Source organism: Butyricicoccus intestinisimiae, from assembly GCF_018918345.1.
Lineage (GTDB): Bacteria > Bacillota > Clostridia > Oscillospirales > Butyricicoccaceae > Butyricicoccus_A > Butyricicoccus_A intestinisimiae.
In genome coordinates, this window is record NZ_JAHLQI010000012.1 from 1 (window position 1) to 20,524 (window position 20,524).

11 protein-coding genes, 5 tRNA genes and 1 rRNA gene are annotated in these 20,524 nt (G+C 38.8%); 15 read left to right on the forward strand and 2 right to left on the reverse strand.

Going from position 1 to position 20,524, the window contains the following annotated elements; translation table 11 throughout:
* From rrf to KQI75_RS13270, 6 genes are all read left to right on the forward strand, one after another.
* A 5S ribosomal RNA gene (gene rrf / locus KQI75_RS13245) occupies positions 1-113 on the forward strand; the annotation flags it as partial.
* Between the two features lie 37 nt (positions 114-150).
* Positions 151-226: transfer RNA gene (locus KQI75_RS13250), tRNA-Asn, on the forward strand.
* Positions 227-294: 68 nt separating this feature from the next.
* A tRNA-Ile gene (locus tag KQI75_RS13255) sits at positions 295-371 on the forward strand.
* A gap of 39 nt (positions 372-410) precedes the next feature.
* Positions 411-486, forward strand: a tRNA-Trp gene (locus KQI75_RS13260).
* A gap of 3 nt (positions 487-489) precedes the next feature.
* Positions 490-566: transfer RNA gene (locus tag KQI75_RS13265), tRNA-Asp, on the forward strand.
* 31 nt (positions 567-597) lie between these two features.
* A tRNA-Thr gene (locus KQI75_RS13270) sits at positions 598-673 on the forward strand.
* A 107-nt stretch (positions 674-780) separates the two neighbouring features.
* On the opposite strand, the gene KQI75_RS13275 is transcribed toward KQI75_RS13270, so the two are convergent.
* Entirely contained in the window at positions 781-2,208 is a 1,428-nt protein-coding gene (locus KQI75_RS13275; RefSeq protein WP_216471313.1) for a site-specific integrase, read from the reverse strand.
* 117 nt (positions 2,209-2,325) lie between these two features.
* Positions 2,326-2,493, reverse strand: a complete 168-nt coding sequence (locus KQI75_RS13280; RefSeq protein WP_216471314.1) for a helix-turn-helix domain-containing protein — start codon at positions 2,491-2,493, stop codon at positions 2,326-2,328.
* A gap of 203 nt (positions 2,494-2,696) precedes the next feature.
* On the opposite strand from KQI75_RS13280, the gene KQI75_RS13285 reads away from it, so the two are divergent.
* From KQI75_RS13285 to KQI75_RS13325, 9 genes are all read left to right on the forward strand, one after another.
* Positions 2,697-3,110 (forward strand): hypothetical protein, encoded by a 414-nt coding sequence (locus KQI75_RS13285; RefSeq protein ID WP_216471315.1) that lies wholly within the window; start codon positions 2,697-2,699, stop codon positions 3,108-3,110.
* A 537-nt stretch (positions 3,111-3,647) separates the two neighbouring features.
* A complete protein-coding gene (locus tag KQI75_RS13290; RefSeq protein WP_216471316.1) occupies positions 3,648-4,550 on the forward strand; it encodes a hypothetical protein in 903 nt (300 codons plus the stop codon).
* A 585-nt stretch (positions 4,551-5,135) separates the two neighbouring features.
* A complete protein-coding gene (locus KQI75_RS13295; RefSeq protein WP_216471317.1) occupies positions 5,136-8,903 on the forward strand; it encodes a hypothetical protein in 3,768 nt (1,255 codons plus the stop codon).
* A 9-nt stretch (positions 8,904-8,912) separates the two neighbouring features.
* A complete protein-coding gene (locus KQI75_RS13300) occupies positions 8,913-11,234 on the forward strand; it encodes a phosphoadenosine phosphosulfate reductase domain-containing protein (RefSeq protein ID WP_216471318.1) in 2,322 nt (773 codons plus the stop codon).
* A gap of 30 nt (positions 11,235-11,264) precedes the next feature.
* Entirely contained in the window at positions 11,265-15,467 is a 4,203-nt protein-coding gene (locus KQI75_RS13305; protein ID WP_216471319.1) for a hypothetical protein, read from the forward strand.
* Between the two features lie 11 nt (positions 15,468-15,478).
* Complete coding sequence (gene pglZ / locus KQI75_RS13310) at positions 15,479-17,767, forward strand: BREX-4 system phosphatase PglZ (RefSeq protein ID WP_216471320.1); 2,289 nt, start codon at positions 15,479-15,481, stop codon at positions 17,765-17,767.
* Positions 17,768-17,778: 11 nt separating this feature from the next.
* Positions 17,779-19,224, forward strand: a complete 1,446-nt coding sequence (gene brxL, locus KQI75_RS13315) for a BREX system Lon protease-like protein BrxL (protein ID WP_330655594.1) — start codon at positions 17,779-17,781, stop codon at positions 19,222-19,224.
* Between the two features lie 6 nt (positions 19,225-19,230).
* Positions 19,231-19,431 carry a hypothetical protein gene (locus KQI75_RS13320; protein WP_216471321.1) on the forward strand — a complete coding sequence of 67 codons (201 nt, stop codon included), beginning with the start codon at positions 19,231-19,233 and terminating at the stop codon, positions 19,429-19,431.
* A gap of 405 nt (positions 19,432-19,836) precedes the next feature.
* Positions 19,837-20,190 carry an AAA family ATPase gene (locus KQI75_RS13325; protein ID WP_246566691.1) on the forward strand — a complete coding sequence of 118 codons (354 nt, stop codon included), beginning with the start codon at positions 19,837-19,839 and terminating at the stop codon, positions 20,188-20,190.
* Positions 20,191-20,524: the final 334 nt, after the last annotated feature.

Sequence of the window (20,524 nt, forward strand, 5' to 3'; positions counted from 1 at the left end):
GTGTTAATTGTGATGAGGGTACACCCGTTCCCATTCCGAACACGGTAGTTAAGCTCATTTACGCTGACAATACTTGGCTGGTGACGGCCCGGGAAGATAGGACGATGCCTACACAAAGCGATCTGAAGAAAACTCAGATCGCTTCAATATTCCTCAATAGCTCAGTCGGTAGAGCATCTGACTGTTAATCAGAGGGTCGTTGGTTCGAGTCCAACTTGAGGAGCCAAAACATGGTTCGCCGTCATATAGAAATATGTGACGGCGAAACTTATATCAAGACAAGTTTGAGTATATGGGCCTTTAGCTCAGTTGGTTAGAGCAACCGGCTCATAACCGGTCGGTCCCGGGTTCGAGTCCCCGAAGGCCCACCAACAAAAAAGCCAAACGTGTCAAAAACAAAAAAGCAGTATAGGGGTATAGCTCAGCTGGTAGAGCAGCGGTCTCCAAAACCGCGTGCCGAGGGTTCGATCCCTTCTGCCCCTGCCATATGGCCCGGTAGTTCAGTTGGTTAGAACGCCAGCCTGTCACGCTGGAGGTCGTCGGTTCGAGCCCGATCCGGGTCGCCATAAGCATGAAGATTGAAAGATATCTTCATTTGCTGCTATAGCTCAGTCGGTAGAGCGCATCCTTGGTAAGGATGAGGTCGGCAGTTCAAATCTGCCTAGCAGCTCCATTAGAAGCCTGATTTCGCAAGAAATCAGGCTTTTTTAGTACTTTTGAAGCCACTTAATAAATGAGGTTTTGTTCGTGGGAACATTTGGGAACAAACAGGAGTAATTCCTATTTGTTGCCTTTCAAAATGTGAGACATTTGCAGAAGTGGATCTGCGATCTCCGGCGAACTTTTTAGCAGCTGAATCAGCTGTTTCGTGGAAGAATCCATGGGCAGTTGGGCGGCTGCTTTTTTGCTTTCTGGGGATGTTAGGAAGAACTGTGCTTCCATTTGCTGTGCCAGATGCTTGCGGCTGCTATCCATGATATGGCTATATACATCCGTGACCATGTTCGCTTGCGCATGTCCAGTGTCGCCTTGCACTGCCTTGATGTCACCGCCACTGATTTTGAGTTTCACGCTGGTGCTGCTGTGACGCAGACTGTGAAAGACAACCGGCCGGAGATTGTTTGTTTGAATGAGTGCTTTCAGTTTTTCACTGATGTTGTGTTCTTCAAATGGCCGTCCGTTGTCCCGCGCAACGACCAGATTGAAATCTTGATACACAGAGCCGATTTCATTCTTTAATGCCATTTGATGCTCCCATGCCTGCCGCAGTGCGTGAATGACAGTAGGCGGTAGATAAATCGTGCGGACACTGCTTTCGGTCTTAGGCGTCTTGAGAACAAGTGTCGTAGTAGACGGTGATTTCTTCTTCCAGAGCGGAAAGGTAAAGTAGACATCATCTCGTCCTTGTTCCCGAAGCTTTTCTAAACTGAGATTGGTGCAACGGCGCAGTTCTTTTTCTACGCGGAGATAGGCATTGTCGTTCTGCATCAATCCTGGCGTGATGTGTACACAATCCCATGTCAGACCTAAGATTTCTCCGATACGCATGGAACAGCCAAGAGCGAGTAGCATACACAGCTTTAAAATCGGATCGGTGCATACATCTAAGGCATATCGCGCTTCTGCATCATCCCAGACAGCTCGTTTCTCTCTTTTGTACTTGGGCAGTTCCACAGTCATAGCGGGATTCGGACCTTTTAAGTAATCCCAGCGAATGGCTTGATTCAGTGCACTGCGGATCGTGCCGTGTACTTTTTCTACAACGCTGGGAGCGATTGTTGTCTGCAAATGTTCTTTGCCTTTGGGACACACAGCAGGCTCTCGCAGAAGCTTTCTATAAAAGCGTTCCAGCCGATGGGTTGTGAGAGATTTAATTGGGATAGCACCAATATACGGGTTGATATAGTGTGTGATTCGGTGCATAGTAGAGGAAAGCGTACTCTCCGACCAATGATTTAATCCGTACAGATTGACGTATTCGTCCAACAGCTGAGAAACAGTCATGGTTTCCTGAGCCAATGCATGATTGGCATCTGGATCAACAACAGAAGCAGGCGGAAGCAGTTTGTTGTTTTTCTTTTCCAACAAGATTTGCGCAATCCGCAGATTGGCTTCTTCCTCTGTGTCAAAAGATTCATGAATCAGATCCGGATAGTTTGGGCACCGATATGTAATGCGGAATTTATTTCCGTGTTTTGTAGATTTCATATTGACAAGATGCTCCTTGGATGAGTGATTCATCCGTGCCATACAAGCCTCCTTTGTTTTATCGGAGCATTTTCCTGGTGTGAGGCAAGTATAGCACGGATTGTCTGCTGCAGCAAGTTAAGAATTTAAAAACTTTTCCAACGCAGAGCGTGGAATGCGGATGCTCTTGCCGATACGGATGCTGCGAATATTTCCAGACTTTACCAGATCATAAGCAGCATTCCGCCCGATATGCAGCAACTCAGCCAGCTCTTGAACGGTGTAGACTTCTTGATGCATGTTCATGGTGTATATCCTCCTTCCTTTTTGGAATGCTGCCAATATGAGAGAATGAACAGATTAAAATTAAAGGCTTAAAAATAACGAAAAACAAAGAAATATTTTATACTTTCTTTGTTTATGCTTGAAAAAGTTGAGAAAATATTTTATACTGAGTGCAAGAATGAAAAGAACGAAAGAATTAAATATTACATGTAAAGGATGATGAGATGAACTTAAAAATTAGAATTGAATGCTCTAAACACGATTGGGAAAAGCAAGAGGAGATTCAGTTATTAAAAGAAGTGCTCAAACGGTGCGGAATTTCTATGACTCAGACGGACAGCATTTCCGGTGAGATGGCGTATAAGCTGAGAGGAAAAGAAGAAAAGATCTGGGACAAAATGACGCGCGGAGCAGGTGCGAGAGCGACAACAAAACAGTTGAAGATTGCAACGATTTTAGAGATTGAAGAAAAATATAAAGGAATGCCCAAAGAAAAAGAAGCGGCGTTGGCTGCTTGCGGAGTAAAACTGAGAAATTATCAGTTGATTAAGCGGAATATCTGCGATTGCTATGGAGATTTAGAAAAGGCGATTCGACGCGGACATATTTATTTTGTGCGGGTAAAGAAAACGAAATAATTAACAATGCGTATTTGCAGATTTAGAACATGCAGATTACCTAAGCAAAAAATGAACGTTCTAAAATAGTTTGAAAAACAGACAAAAAGAGAGAAACTATCCAGTATAAGCTGCTGGAAAGTTTCTCTCTTTTTTATAATTTCAAATCTTTATTCTCACATATTTGGAATGAAAGATGGAACAGGAGGATCATAGGATGGCCCTCCTGTTTTTATGTGGATACAGAATAGCTGCATAGAAGCGTGTGGCAAGGCAAGCTGATTGACCAGCTGACAGACATTAAAAATATGTCGAACAGCAAAGAGCAGCAGAAGATCCGATATCCGGTTACGCGGACACAATCGTGTACGAGTAAACGGGGATATCGGAAAAACAAAATTTTCAGATGACTGAAATCGTGCTCCCCATTTGGGTTGAGCTGTTCAGATCGGATGAAAAATCAGACGATTGGTGCATAACAATCGGAAAACAATAAGAGTGCAATGCTTCGCTTCAACACAGGTATTCACAATTTCACGATGAAAAAGGACAAAAACTATGGGACATAAAAATAAGCCGAACCGTGGTTCACTGGTAAAACAGGTGCAGGACACTTTGGACGCAAAACTGCAAATTGGAAGAAAAAAGAAACCGGATAAACTTTCCGGTATTTCTCAGAACTACATTTACAGCTGGGAAACCTATCATTCGTATCTCAAGCATTGCTGCTATTTTGTGAAATGGTGCAAGGAAAATCACGGGTGCAAGACAATCGAGCAGTGCAAGGCGTATGCTTCCGAATGGATGAAAACGAGAGAACATCTGTCTGTGTACACGCAAAAAATGGAAGCCAGCGCGCTGGTGAAATTGTACGGCTGCACATTGGAAGAATTGAATATTCACACTGCGGCTAGGCAAAGAAAAGACATTACGCGCAGCCGGAACACGGTCAAGCGAGACCGACATTTTAGTGAGAGCAATCATGCGGAATTGATTGCCTTTTGCCGTGCGACAGGTCTGCGGCGCACAGAACTCAAAGCGTTGCGCGGAACGGCCTTGTATCAGGATCGTTCCGGCTATTATCTGCATATCACGAGCGGCAGCAAGGGCGGACGGGAACGCTATGCGCCGATTATCGGTGATAAAGATTTGGTTATCTGCTTGTGCAGACGAGCCGGAGACGGAAAAGTATTTGAAAAAGTTCCGTCCGGTGCGGATATTCACAGCTATCGGCGCGACTATGCAACGGCGATTTACCAGCAACATGCGAGACCATTGGAACAACTGACCGCAAAAGAAAAGTATTACTGCCGCGGAGACCGGAAAGGAGAAGTGTTTGACAGAGCGGCAATGCGGATTGCTTCTAATGCGCTGGGGCATGGGAGGATTGGGGTGATTGCAGGGCATTATTTGAAAGAGGGGGAAACATGGATAATAAACATGGATAGGAAATTGATTTAGAACATGGTATAATAAATATATAATGAAAGTTGAAAGAGTAAGTTGGACACCTACATGAATAAAAATTTTGGTAGTGTGCTTGGAAGACAGAGAGTACTTTTGCTTTCTTTCCTTTGGTAGATCATATGATCTCAATCTGTCTGTTAGATATGGGTATAGAACGGCTCACTGCTTGGAAACAAACTGTGGCATTTTGCACAGCTAGTACAGGCATCAATTACGCTCTCTGATCTGATCAGCAATCCAAAAACAAATGCATCACAGGAAAACAGTTTGTGTGGTTTATGGGAATGGAAACAATTAGAATGCTACACTGATTTTTGTGGTAGATCCAATGCTCTGATAATGCTCTATTGGATCATCATTGCTATTTCAATGCTTCAGATGATTCCTTTTCTTGAAGGCGCGTAGTCACTCTTGAACTTTGGCAATGCTGCAATATAATGATGCTAGTTTATAGTGATTGCCCCTCTTTAATAAATGTTATAAAACAACTTGATTTTGTAATTAACCCGATTATTTAAAATTAAGATTTTGTGCGCAGAAAATATAAATGTTTGGAAAATGATTGAGGAATGATATTGAATGACAGATGCAGAGAGAAAAAATAAATTTATAGATTATTTATCTGATAAGTTTTCGGAAAGAAAAGCTAATGACATCATTTATGCTTTGGAGCGATCGGAAGCAACAATGTTGAAGAAACACTATATATCTTGCAGACTTTATGAAATTGAACAGCCGAATGAGATTTCTAGTGCTATGCTTGCTATTTCTAAAAATAGATTTTTTCGCTTTTATAATAGAAAAATTTATCCGCAGATAGAAATAGGCATGAAAAATTATCGTGAATTTCTCCAGGCGATAATTGAACAGAAATTGGTAGAGAAAGCACGTATCACAGAAGAAGTCCATATTGCAGAGGAAAAAAGACGTGCAAAAGAAACATGTATTGAAGAAGAAAAGAAATGCGTAATGAAAGCTCAAATCGTGGAGGAAGAGGGAGAGGCAGCAGAAAAAGAAAAGCCTATACGTTCTATTATTTGGCATGAAGATGAGGTCGAGTTGTTAATTGATACGTTTTATGCTATTCAGGCTGGGAAGATAAAGCGGTTTGATGCCATCAAAATATTGTCAAAAGAACTTCGTCGTAGAGCGGAAAAAGACTATAGAGTTCCGGAAGATTTTAGAAGTATAAGATCTGTTACAACATTTCTTGCATCTGTAGAGTATTATTGCACGAATGGGCAATCAGGATTACAGACAACTTCTTCTCTTATTGAAAGAGTTTTGGAGAAAAAACGACATGATGAAAAGATAATTTCATTGACCACATATACTGCGCCGAAAGGTGTGAAAGAGATTCCTATTGAATTAGAAAACGGAGTGGATTCGAAAAGGATTGAACCAGTACGAATTCTAATAATAGGAACTCAATCTTTTAAATTAGATGAAGTCAACTCGACTATTTTTACAATGAGTTCGAAACCAGTATCTATTAATATATTAGGAAACGACTATGAATGCAAAAATTGGAAAGAGTTGTATACTGTTTTTTGTAAGATAATGTTCAAAAAATATTTTTCCCATTTCATAAAATATGTAAATAGTAGTTTTTCTGGAAGAGGGAACATTGATTTAGCAGATACAAATCATTTCTATAGAATGACAGATCCTGTAAAGATAGGGTCATATGGTGATAATACGATCTATTTTGAAAGACTACATGCTCCTACAAATATCATATCTCATATGAAAAAGATTTCTGAGATATGTTCTGTAGATCTGTCAGAAATCAAGATCTTGATTTCTGGAGAATACAGCCAAAAGAAGATTTTAGAGTCTCATGAATCAGACGGAATAAAAATATTCGATAGAACACAGTCAAAAATAACGAGTGCTTATCAAGCAATTGAGAAAAGCAACGAAAAATTGTCAAATCAGGAAGTATTTTATAAGTGGCTATTATCCCAAGGATTTAAGGAGAGTTCTGCAAAGGGATACGTTTCAACATTGAATAGTTTTGGCGAAATTTTGAATGAAGAAGGAATTATCGGCAAAAGTATCTTTCAAATTATTACAGAGAATGAATTATTAAAACTGAGAGAAGCAATGGGTACGAAGTGCACTAGATATCAACAGCGTCGATTTGGATCTCCATTTCGGAAGTATTGCAACTATTGTGAGACTCAGATGACTGATGGTAATGTCCGGAGTAAAGAAGCTACGGCAGCAAAGAAAGAATCGATTGAAGAAGATGATCTAACAGGGAAAGAGAGAACGGAACAGTCTAGAGATTTGAAGTTTACGGAAAAATCACAGGAACATTCTAACGGTGATGATAACGTAATAGTTTCAACTAAAGTGATGGATTCCATACAAAAGACGGATGTTATGACGGATTATTTGGAACTTCATAATATTCCGTATATAGATAATAGGAAAAAAGGGGGAGCGCTTTGGATCATTGGCGGTTTAGAACTAAAAGACACAATTGCACAATTTCAAAAGAATGGTGCAAAATGCGTTTTTATGAAAAAAGGTGGCCACGCAACAAAAGGGAAAGATGCATGGTGGACAAGAAGCGTGATTACAGAGCCGATTTTCTCTCAACTTCCAGATGATGTTACGGAAAAATTAGAAAAGTCGGACGAAGATATGTTATCAACACATGTTGGAGAAGTGTGTAAAGAAATAGAGAATCTGATAAATGGACTTCAGGAAAATACAGGTTTGTCAAGAAGTAATCGGCAGCAAAAAAATAGACTTGATGATGAACTTACGAAACATAAAAATTTTATGGGAGAATATCAAAACAATTCATCAGTGACATCGGGGCCACGAAATGATATAATAAAACAGGATACTGTTGTTTCGGTATCTGAGCAAATAGAGTTTTCGTTACATAGCGAACCGAAAGTACAGGACAAATCGTTTGATTTAAGCAATAATGTTTACTATTCTGTACTGAAACAGAGATTTTCAAAGGGATTTCGTGTGAACTCTGGAATAGCATTGAAACAATTTAAAAAACAATATGCTAATGCATATGGAAAAGAATTGGAAATTTCTAACGAAGAACTTCTTGATGAGATCAGAAAGATAACAGTTCAACATGAAGATAGATTGTATTTGCTTGATACGATGCTGAGTGAAGATAAAAAACAAAAATTATTACAGTATATCAGAACGACTTTTGCGAAAGGTAAAAGTGCAATATACTATACAGCATTGTTCGAATGGTTTTCGGATGATTTTTTGGGAGAAAAAATTTACACATCAGACATGCTAAAAACATATTTGAAGCATATTAATGATGGAGGATATGTTATCAATCGTTTATATCTGGCAAAGGATAAAAACGTGCGTGTTGCACCATTGGATGAAATTATTGAGTTTTTGTGCCAGAAAAAGGACGCCCCAGTTACGATAGAGCAAATATGTCAGGAGCTTCCGCATTTACCGAAGGATTTAATCGAAAGCAATCTGAAATCAAGTGCAGAAATCATTTGCAATAAACGAGGAGAGTCTTATTTTCATGTGAGTGCGATTGATTTAGATGATACGGAACTGGAGCATATTGCACGTATTATTCAACACGCTATTGATACGCAACAATTTGAGACTAGCAGTGAGATGTATGCTGAAGTGCGGGCACAGTATCCTGATATTATAGAACGTTACGGAGAAATTTCCCCGAACGGTTTCCGGGATGCGATGGCATATTACTTCCGTGATCGTTTTACATTCAGTAAAAATGTCATCTGTCCGCATGGCGTGATACTCAAAACATCTGATATATATGCGAATTTTGCCAAAACGCGCGATCACTTTACAATAGGTGAGTTGAATCTTTTAAGAAGTGAACTGGATGCGGTGATAAATTTTGACAAAGTGTATGAAAATGCACTGCGTATTAGTCAGAATGATTTTGTATCGCTCCATACAATTTCTTTTGATGTTGCAAAGACAGATGAAGCGATCGGACAGTATTGCACAGGAGAGTATATTCCGCTGAAAGATGTTGACGATTTCAGCAGCTTTCCATATGTCGGAGTTACGTGGAATATATATCTTTTGGAACAATTTGTTTTTATGTTCAGCGAAAAGTATAAGCTGATACATACTGGTTTTACAGCGGGAAGTTCCAGTGGTGCAATCGTAAGAAAAGAATCGAAGATTGATACACTAGATAAACTGCTGACGGCAGAATTGGCAGAGAGCGGACATATAGCATCTGTCAATGATGCATTTAATTATTTGATAGAAAAAGGCTATCTTGTCGGACGAGGGATACAGCGTATGGACAAGATAGTAGTCGATGCCAAAGTGCAGCGATCAAGGAGAGGATGAATCAACAATATGTATTCCTATGAGTGGGATGCGGAGACTGGCGGATATATATTAAATAGCTCCTTGCTAAAGTTTAGCAAGGAGCCTCGCCCGGTCTATTATGAAGAATTGGATATTTTAGGCTTTGACAAGTATTGGAACTATGTGAAAGACGATACATACCCATATATGTGGGCAGAAGGTAATAATTACTGGTATAGAGGACGCTTCGTTGCGAAAACAAAAGGTGGCGCGTTATATACTGCTCCGGAACTTATTTTACTGGAAGAACCGGAATCGGCTGGAAAACCGCTTCAGTTTGTTGATATACCGCAGATGGTTGAAAAAAATCGTGCAATTATGGAGAGCTTGGTACAAGAGACCATCAAAAAAGTATATAATACTTATGTAGACTACAAGGATCGAGTCGATGTCTTTTATGTTGCATTTAGCGGCGGAAAAGATAGTATTGTAACTTTGGATATTGTGCAGCGTACTTTACCGCACAATGAATTTAAAGTTTTGTTTGGTGACACAGGAATGGAATTCCCGGATACATATCAAACTGTAAATGCAGTAAAAGATATTTGCAATAGACAAAAAATAGATTTTGTACGTGCGCGTTCCGAATTTAATCCTGTAGACAGTTGGAAATTATTTGGATGTCCGGCGACTGTTACGCGATGGTGTTGTAGTGTACACAAGACTGCACCTCAAGTTATAAAATTGAGAGAGATAACGGGAAAAACTAATTTTACTGGAATGGCATTTGTCGGCATTCGCTCTTATGAAAGCCTTGCAAGAAGTGATTATGACTATGTTAGTTTAGGGAAAAAACATAAAGGACAATATAGTTGTAACCCAATTTTAGAATGGAATTCGGCAGAATTATATGCATATATTTATACCGAAAATCTTTATATCAATAAGGCATACAAAAAAGGAAATAAGCGTGCTGGATGTTTGGTGTGTCCTAGAGCAGCGGAACGAAATGAGTTCACTGCTCGAGTTTGTTATCCTAAACAAGTTGATACATATCTCAATATCATAAAAGAGCTTTATCATGAATCTATATCAGATGAGACAGTATTAGATGACTTTGTGAAAAATGGTGGATGGAAGGCAAGAAAAAATGGACGAGACATTTCAATAAATGTTGGATATAGTGAATGTGAGAAACATACAAAACGTATTTTATCTGTTAGAAATCCTAAAACGGACTGGAAAGTATGGATTAAAACAATAGGTGTCCTACTGACTGGACAAAGTCCGTATCGAATTGATTTTAGAGGAAATAATTATTCATTTGATATTATAGATGTTGAAAACGGTTATGATGTCGTTTACGATAAAGATATTGCAAAACAAGATTCGACATTTGTAAAATTACTGAAAAATGTCTTTAGAAAGGCTGCTAGTTGTGTAGGGTGCAGAGAATGCGAAGCAGATTGTCATAGTGGATGCATTACCATGAGAAATGGAAATGTTGACATTTCAGACAATTGTATCCATTGTGCACAGTGTCACAAGGTGGACAAAGGATGCTTGGTTTATAAATCATTAGAGATGCCGTCAGGAGGGTTCAAAGTGCTTTCCAATAAAAGTTTGAATTGTTATTCACACCATGCTCCAAAGATGGAATGGTTTACGCAGTATTTTACCTATAAAAATGAGTTCGATGAGAATCATTCTTTAGGTTCACAGATGTATAATTTCTTTAAGAGATTTCTTCGTGATGCAGAGCTTTTGAATAAAAGAGGATTTTCTCACACTGCAGAAATTATCGATAAAATAGGACTGGAATCACAGATTTCTTGGGCGATTATACTGACTAATCTTGCATATACACCGCAGATAAACTGGTTTGTACGAAGACTTAAAATGAATGAAGAGTACACAAAGGGATACACTATTCAGATGCTTGTGGATGATGGTGCGAAAGAAACGTGGGCGAGTGATATTTGGAGTTCGTTTGGAAGATTGTTGGCTCTGCCTTTTAACGAAGTGGGTATGGGATATACCGAAAAAGAAAAGCGCAGCATAGTTGCATTAAAGCGCACTCCGTGGGAGTTACCCGAGCCGGTGGTTATTCTGTATTCGCTGTACAAGTTCGCGGAGGCTTGCGGGGGTTACTACGAGTTCACGCTCCGCCGCCTGCTTGACCATGAGGCGGAAAGTGAAGGTGTCAGCCCGACACAGATTTTCGGACTGGATGAAGACCAGATGAAGAAGATTCTGAATGGTTTGACCGTGAATTATCCGGAATTCATCAATGCGTCTTTTACGCTTGATCTGGACAACATCACACTTCGTAGAGAGAAGACTTCTGCAGACGTTTTGGAACTGCTTTAAAAAGATAGAAAATAGATAGGGGATGCGAACATGGCAGAACTATACAGAGAATATTTCGATATTGATCCGGAATATTTTCCACAGGTAAATCAACAGCTGATTCAGCAGCAGCCGGATTTGTGGAAAAAATTCTATCCGCATGAGACATTCATCAAATTGATGAAAAATACCATCAGTGTGCTTTCTCGTCGCCAGAAAGTTTCGATTTGGGTGGAGGGCGCATATGGTACAGGTAAATCTCATGCGGTGCTGACACTGAAAAAACTTATTGATTCTTCGGAAGAAGAAACAAAAGAGTATTGGAATAATTTCCCGGATCAGCTGGATCAAGACCTTTATAATCAGCTGAAACAGGTGAAATCCGGCGATCAGAAAATATTAACGGTTCATCGCTATGGCTCGTCAGATATTGAGGGCGATGATAAGCTAGTATTTGCTATTCAGGAGAGCATTGAAGCCGCATTGGCTGAACGAGAAATGGACAGTGGCAAAGGTGCATTGAAAGATGCTGTCATCCGCTGGCTTTCTGATGAAGCCAATAAGATGTACTTTGATACATTGATCGGCAACCAGTATCGGGAACTGTTTGGAGGAATTACGACAGACGAAGTGCTTGCTCGTCTGAACCAGTATACAGGAAGCAGCCTGCTTGAACTGATGGGGAAGATATTCCGCGTTGCTGATCAGCGTCAAATCAAAGCATTGTCATTGGATGTTGATGGACTGGTTTCGTGGATTCAGGAGATTATTCGCGTCAATAATTTGAAGGCGATTTTATTTGTGTGGGATGAATTTACGGAATTTTTCCGCCGAAATATGCGCGGTCTAACAGGTTTTCAGAAGATTGTGGATATGAGTTCGACAACACCGTTTTATCTCATGATCGTCACGCATGATGCTATGCATATCTTCCCGGAAGGAGATAAAGAATTTGGCAAAATCAAGGGTCGTTTTATAGATCCGATCTGTGCCATTGAATTGCCGGAAAACATGGCATTTCGCTTGATGGGAGAGGCAATGCAGATCAGTAAAGATTCGGTTGTTGCAAAGGAATGGGAAGGCATCGTTGTTGAGGATTTATATGACCGCACAACAGAATCTCGCAAAAAGGTCATGATACAAGCCAATATCACGGAGAAAGAATTGAAAAAAATTCTTCCGATCCATCCATATGCAGCTTTGTTGCTGAAGCATATTTCGGCGGCATTTGCATCCAACCAACGCAGCATGTTCGACTTTATTAAAAACGAACAGGGCGAAGAAGTAATGGGATTTCAATATTTCATTGATAATTTTGGCCCACTGGATGATAATCCATTTCTAACCGTCGATTTGCTTTGGGACTTTTTCTATGAAAAGGGTAAAGATTATTTGACAAGAGAAATTCGCGGCATTTTGGATTATTTCAATCACGCAGCAAGCCAGTATTTAGAAAATGATAAACAGCGCGTGCTCAAAACTGTTCTGTTAATGCAGGCAATTTCTCAAAATGTTGGAGGCAGTGTTGATATCTTTGTTCCGAATGAGGAAAATATCAATAATGCTTTTGAAGGTTCTGATTTAGATCAAGGTGAAGCTGGACGTCTTGCAGCAAGTTTGGAGCGAGATAAAATTCTTTATAAGCGTTCCATCGGTAAGGGCAGATTTATGTATGCTGCTCGTCTGAACGTTGCAGATGATGATAAGCTGCAGGAAATTAAGAATCGTTTCAAGACCACGGCAACTACTGCTCGTTTAGTGCAAGATGGCGAAATTGCTAATGCTATTGAACTCAATGGTGCATTGAAAGCAAGATATGTGGTGGAATCCTGTGCAGCGTCTGAAGTAACACAGAAGTTTCGTAAGTTGAAGAATGCCATCTATAATGGAAATAAGTTTGGTTTATTACTTTCGTTTGCGAAAGACGAGAATGAAGATAGACAAATAGAACAGCGTATTAAAGCTCTGATGCCAGAAATAACTGACAATATGGTTATCGTTGATGCTTCGATCTCTCCGTTGGGAAATGACTTGTTAGAGCAGTATATTGAAGCAGTTGCAAATGCTGAATATCAGAGAGATAAAGAGAGAAAACTCTCCAATCAGTATACGCAGGATGCAAAGGATGTATTGCAACTGTGGAAAAAGCGGATTGAAGAGGGACAGTTTATCGTATATACGCATGAAAAGCCGAATGGTGCACGTGCTGCTTCAAAGAGTGAAGTGTATACGATGTTGGCTGAAGTAAACCGTAAAAAGTATCCGCAGGGACTGGAAAATGGCAGTTCAGTTACAGACACAATGTGGTTAAGCAACTCTCTGAAATTAGGCGTTGAATGTGGTGCAAATCAAAAGACACGTGGTGCATTCAGATCCGGTAACGATAAAACAAAACTTGAAAATTATATCGGTGCTCAGGCATGGGAAAAGGACCACTATTGGAAAGAAAACCCATACTTGCCGATTTCTAAGATCAAGATTTTTGTAGATGAATTGATTGAGGCGGATTTTAAGAAAAACGGTCAGATTTCTATTCAGAAAATTTATGACGCACTGGAGAAAACTCCGTTTGGTTTTATGCCTTGCAATTTAACGGCATTTGTGCTTGGATTTGTGCTGAAAGAATATGCGAATAGCACATACAGCTACAGCGACAGAATGAATTCTGACGTCATGAGCGTTGAGAAGCTACAGGAAATGATTGATGGCGTTATCAAGCATAAAATTACGCCTGCCGCTCGCTGGAAAGAGCTTTATATTGTTTCTTCTACGCCGGAAGAAAGAGCATTTATTGCTGCTGCATCCGATATTTTTAAGATCGATAGAAAAGTATGCTCTTCTATTGAGAACACAAGAGAGCGTATTCGCAATGCAATGAAACAACTGTCTTTCCCGATTTGGTGTTTGAAACAGCTTCTTCCAACAACTGAACTGAAAACAGATAAACAGATTGTTGAAAAGATGATTGATGCATTTACCGGAATTGCAAATAGCAGCAATATTAGCGGAAAAAAGACAGAAACTGATATTGCAAACGATATTGGAAAAATGGTAATTGAAAATCCTGACCTGATTTCAGATATGGAATCTTTGGTTTCTGCGCAAAAGTGCAAAGAAGGTATGGGTACTTATCTGCATACGTTTGAAGGTGGTCTATTGCCGACACTTGCCGCTGAGATTGGTGATAATGGACAATACATCAATCAGTTAAAGAAAAAGTTTGATGCAGACGCTGCCAATTGGGTATGGAATACAGATACCGCAGACCAGAAGATTCAAGAAGTAATTCTTGAATATGAAATTATTGCGGAAAGCAATAGATGTAATTTGAAAACGCTCACTTTTCATGATGCTGTTGCTGCATGGTGTGAAAAGTGTAAACATATCAAAATTTCTTATTTGGCAGCGAAGAATGATTGGGAAGAACTTTCTACTCTGATGGAGATACTCTATGAGGTAAAACGTGCGGGGGCACTGCAAGAAATGCATCAAGCAACCTTTTTGGAAGAATTGCGAGCACATGGAGGAGACTTTGATGCATTCTATAAAAATCAAATTCCGATGTTCAAGAAAGTATGCGGTTATTATCTGACGGAACTGCAGGATGAAGAGATAGCAACGATCTATCAGAATATTTCAGGAAGAGACGTATTTACAGCAGAACGTTCTGACTATGTAAAATGTGTTGAACAGGCCGTAAAGTCTTATATGGACGGAAAGCAGTCTGAGAAATTAAAAGCATTGTGGAGAGCAAAAACAAATACAGAATCGCCTCGCATATGGTCAGAAAAGTACCAAATGCCGATCATTTGCATGGTCCCAGCACCTGAATATAATAAGGCGAGAGAGGTATTCCGAACATTTGACCAGCGAAATCCAGATCGTAATGCGGTGAAAAAGGCATTGGAGTATTTGGAACATGTAGAATATTTTGATGATTTGAGTCATGTAGAATGCAGAGACAAGGCGTTTTCTAAGGCTATTCTTGGAGATTATGCAACAATATTGAAGGATATATCTGAGATCAAGGATTATCTGAAACAGCGGTCGAACATTCACCCTTTTGATTGGTATGAAAATCCGAGCATTAAGAATTTGCTTAAGGATAAAGCGGAAGCAACATATGATCATTCCGGCTGTGAAATAGCATTGGAAAAGATTGACCAAATGGATACGGAGGATGTAAAGCGTTATTTGAAGCAGTTGATCCGTACAAATATGAAAGTTGGAATTGAGATTATCAAGGATAACTAAGGGGGAATATTATGCGCTTTAGCATTGAAAAGTGCATACAGGCTATAGATCGTTACCTTGTAAGGTCTGCGGATTCTACATTAAGACTAGTCAATGTAGATAATCCGGCTCAAATGAATCAGCTGATAGAACGTTATCGTGTAAAAGGAAATGAATTTCTAACAGTAGCGCAATACAGCAAACCGGATGAAAAAGCGCAGACAGAAGAAATGCTGTATGCAATTTCCAATAAAATGGGAAATCTATTCGTAAGTGGATTTACTACTTTTTGGAAATTAGAAGGTGAGGCTGAAGTAAAAAAACAATTGGATCGACTTTTACATATGAGTGTAAAAGGACATGTTGTAGTGCTTTGCTATCAATGTGAACATCTTCTGAATTTTGCAGATGCACGCATAGAACGTTTGATTTACTTTGTAAATGATGGGGAGATTATTAGAAGACCGGAAATTTGTTTTTATCGTGAAGTAGATTTTGTTCCAATTGAAACAGAGTTTGTTGTCGGAATTCAAGCGATACCAGAAGCAATTGAGACAAGAGTAATGATGTCGTTGGCAGTTGTAACGACAAAACCAAAAACAGCATTTCCATATGCTCAGTTTGTGATCCAACAAGAAGAATCGGCGTTTGATGCACTATGCCGAATAGATGGTATGACATCTCGTCTGCAAGAAGCGTGGGGAACAGAAGAACAATGGAAAAATGCGCTTCGAATGCTGAGATCAGAGGGAACTTGGATTAAAGTTTTTGAAAGTCGATTCCATACGTCAATCAATTTGGATCTTATGATTCAAAATTTGCTTGGAAATGACGAAGAGTCAGACTGGTTGTATTTTATTGCACTGCAGATGCTTGAAGCGAAAAATTGCGAATACTTACAATGCGTTTTAAACCATTCCGATTCACTGGAAAATATGAAACAACATGTAGTTCGAGATATATTAGAACTTGAACCGGATATGCAAATGTATTGGAACAGATATAATGAACGCAAACAACTCTTACAGGATATGGATATATTCGAACAATATATACCAGATTTTTGTAATATGGTGTTGATCAAGCGTGAAAAAGCCATTTTCTATCTGACTGATTGTACGGATGAGGAAAATTTGGTATTGTTTCAGACATTAGAGCAGTATGCAGAATATTATGACAGAGATACATTGCAACAGATCTTTTTGCATACAAATCCAAAGCTATGTTCATACTTAACGGTATTTGACTTTAAAAATGACTTGCTGAATACATATTTTAAACAATATGTCTGGCAAAAATTGACGAATCATATTGATCCCGCGTTTGAGAAATTGGTAGAAGAACAGGCTATAAAGCGGGACTATAATGCGATCTTATCTCCGAGAATCTCTTGTTTAGAACGGATACCTGAACGGCATTCTTACGCATATTTTATAGATGCTTTGGGTGTGGAATATTTAGGCTATATCTCGGACAGATGTAGACAATTGGAGGTGACGGCTGATATTCATGTTGCTCGCGCAGATATTCCCACTATTACTGTAAAAAATAAAGATTTTTTGGAATATTTTTCACAGAAAGGCATTGAGTATGCCAGTGTAAAGGCGATAGATGAATATAAACACAAAGGCGAGAATGATTACAATTATTCATTGACAAAATTACCTCTGCATTTGCCGAAAGAGTTGGAAGAAATTGAAAAGGTTCTGAAAAAAGCAAAATATTATTTAACAAAAGAACAATTTCAACAGATAATATTGATTTCTGACCATGGAGCAAGTCGGCTTGCAGTCATTCGAGAGCATGACTTGACCGTAGATGTAAATGCAAAGGGGACACACGGCGGGCGAGTCTGCGATTACTCTGACAATGTTGTATCCATAACAAAAGCATTACTGTCTGATGATGAGCAATATTATGTAATTGCAAATTATGATCGATTTAAAGGCGGCAGACTGCCGAGTGTAGAGACACATGGTGGTGCAACATTAGAAGAAGTTACGGTACCACTTATTGTACTGACAGTAAAACCGCAGGAAATTGAAATTATTATTGAAAATCCTGTAGTAGAGTCGAGTATTAAAAAACCACCTGTTATTTACTTCTATACGAAGACAAAACTTGAGAATATTGCTGTTGATATACAAGGAACGAAATATTCAGTTGAATGGAAAGATGAACATTCGTTTTGTATTGTTATGGACAAAAGAACCCGCAAAGGTATGTATAAAGCCTCTGTTATTTCAGATGAACATATATTGGTATCTGAACTGGAATTTAAAATCGAAAAAGCCGGTATGAAAACCAAAGACATTTTATGAGGAAAAATACTGTGGATACAATTATCGAAGAAAAATTGAGAGACTATTTCGACGAGATGGTAGTATACAAAGATTTGAAAAAAAGTAATTTTTTCAAATCTTTAAGCCTGCCGTCATTCCTTCGAGATTGGGTTTTGAAAAAGTTTGAAGATGAAGATGGCGAATTTGATATTGAAGAAATCGCGCAGTTTGTTCAAACATATTTGCCTAAAAAAGAAGATTGGGATGTTGGAATCAAAAATCGGATTATCATGGAATATGAAAATGTTAAGATTCTGACAAAAATTATGGTGAATATCGATATTTCTACACAAGAAATTTCATTCTATCTTCCTGCGTTTGACCTTTCGCCGCATGAGACCATAATTGAAGCAGATGTTTGGCAGGAGTGTAAAGAACAACTGTCACAAGGAAGAGAATGTTGGGGGGTTGTAGAATTAGGATATCGACCGCCGACAGAGCAACCTCGGCAACCGGGAAAAATCAAATTGATAAGTTTTACTGATTTTTGTCCTTATGTTGTGGATTTGGATTATTATAAGGAACTTCGTGCAGAATTTTCCGTTCATGAATGGATAGATATTTTGTTGGGAGCAATAGATTATAATGCATCAGGATATAAGGACGAACCAGAGAAAAGAGCCGTTCTTACTAGACTTTTACCGTTTGTAGAAAAACGCTTGAATTTGATGGAGCTTGCCCCAAAGGGAACTGGAAAATCTTACATCTATGGCTCTATCAGTAAGTATGGTAATTTGTCTGCCGGATATATGACCAGAGCGAAACTTTTTTATGACTTGGGAAAACATTTAGAGGGTCTGGTATATAATAGTGATTTTATTGCGTTTGATGAGATACAGAAAATGCAGTTTTCGGATATGAAAGAGATGGGAGCTGCATTGCAGACGTATATGGAAAATGGCAATGTTACTATTTCTGGACATAGTGGATTGGCTGATGCTGGAATTATCTTACTGGGAAATATCCCACAAGAAATTATGGATGATACAAAGTTGATGATTGGCGATCTGCCGTCATTATTTCATGATACGGCCATGTTGGATCGTTTTCATGGCTTTATTAAAGGATGGGAAATTCCTAGAATGAATGATGATATGAAAATATCAGGGTGGGGATTAAATTCAGAATATTTCTGTACAATTTTACATTTATTGCGAGATGATGCAAGTTATCGTGCTATTGTTGATGAAATTGTAGAATATCCGGAGAAATCTGACACACGAGATGCGGAGGCTGTAAAACGTATTGCGACTGCATATTTGAAACTTTTGTTTCCTCATGTTAGAAATTCTAGCGATGTAAATCGAAGAGAATTTATGCAGTATTGTCTGCGGCCAGCATATAAAATGAGAAAATCTATTCGTAGACAGCAGGGGATTTTAGATATAGAATACAGAGGAAAAGACATACCTGTATTTACAGTAAAAGGAGAATAAATTTAGATGATAAACAAGACTTGCATTATGTGTGGAGCTCCGATTACTGAGAAAAATGTAATTGGAATCAATCAGAAATTATTGGGAAGAAAGATTATAAATTTCTATTGTATGGATTGTTTGGCGGATTACTTGGAAGTGTCCATAGAAGATCTGTTAGAACGCATTGAAGAATTCAAAGATGAAGGATGCAAGTTGTTTGAGTGATTTTATATTAATGATTGAGAAATCGAGAGTTGAAATGACGAAGTGGTCTGCAAAATATTTTGACTTCTTTGCTTTATTCTCTTAAGCATGAAAACAAGAACGGAGTTAATGCAAGCCATTAATGCTGAGAGATAATGGGTTACAGTTGAGTGATAGATTGCCGGTTGAAAATATGAATTAAATATGTTGCTATTAGTTCGTAAATACAGAACTAATGAAAAAGGCGATGCTATGGTTATCTTAAATCTGGTACTGAAAAAAATATAAGGGTTTGACGATTTTACAATCAATTTCAGCTATCCAAAGAAGATTGTAAATTGCTTTATTGAGGAAGAACACCTGAAAGACAGAGAGCGTTTTCGCTACAAAAAAGCTGGGAAGCAAATGTGACAGGAAAAACTAGCCTTGGAAAAGCGCTTCTTCGTATCTTTGTTTATATGGAGGATGGAATGCCATCATCTTTCTTATATTCAGAGCGATATTGAAAAAAGAATATTTGGTATCATGTTAGATTGTATCGGTAAAAATCAACAATTGATTTTTACTACACATAACACAGATATGCTTGATCTTAACCTTCCAAAACATAGCTATGTATTTTTGAGAAAATGCTTAGAAGATGGAGCATATACAGTATCTGCAATATCTGCATCGGATGTGTTGAAGCGGAATACAGATTCTCTGAGACGAGCCGTTGAAAATGATGTATTTGCTTTCCTGCCACAGGATTCCTTGTTGGATGAATTAGAGATGAGGTGACTGGATGAATAGTAAATGCATCTACTATGTCGAAGGTCCATGTGAACAGCAGTTAATTGCAGCGTTGAAGGAACAACCAGCAAAGCTGATTCCGAAATCAAAGAATTTGTGGACAAGCAAAAGACCCGCGGAGTTTTCTTTTGTAGAGAGTAACAGTGATAGCGTAAAAATCTGATTTAAAAGCACGGTGTAAAAGCCGTGCTTTTTGCTTGCATGAAAGATGTTATATCAGAGTATCGAAATACGGAGAGCATGAACTGCCATAAGGATGAGGTCCAGAAGCTAATGATATATTTGCTTAGATCTAAACGGTTTGAACACAATAGAAAAATAA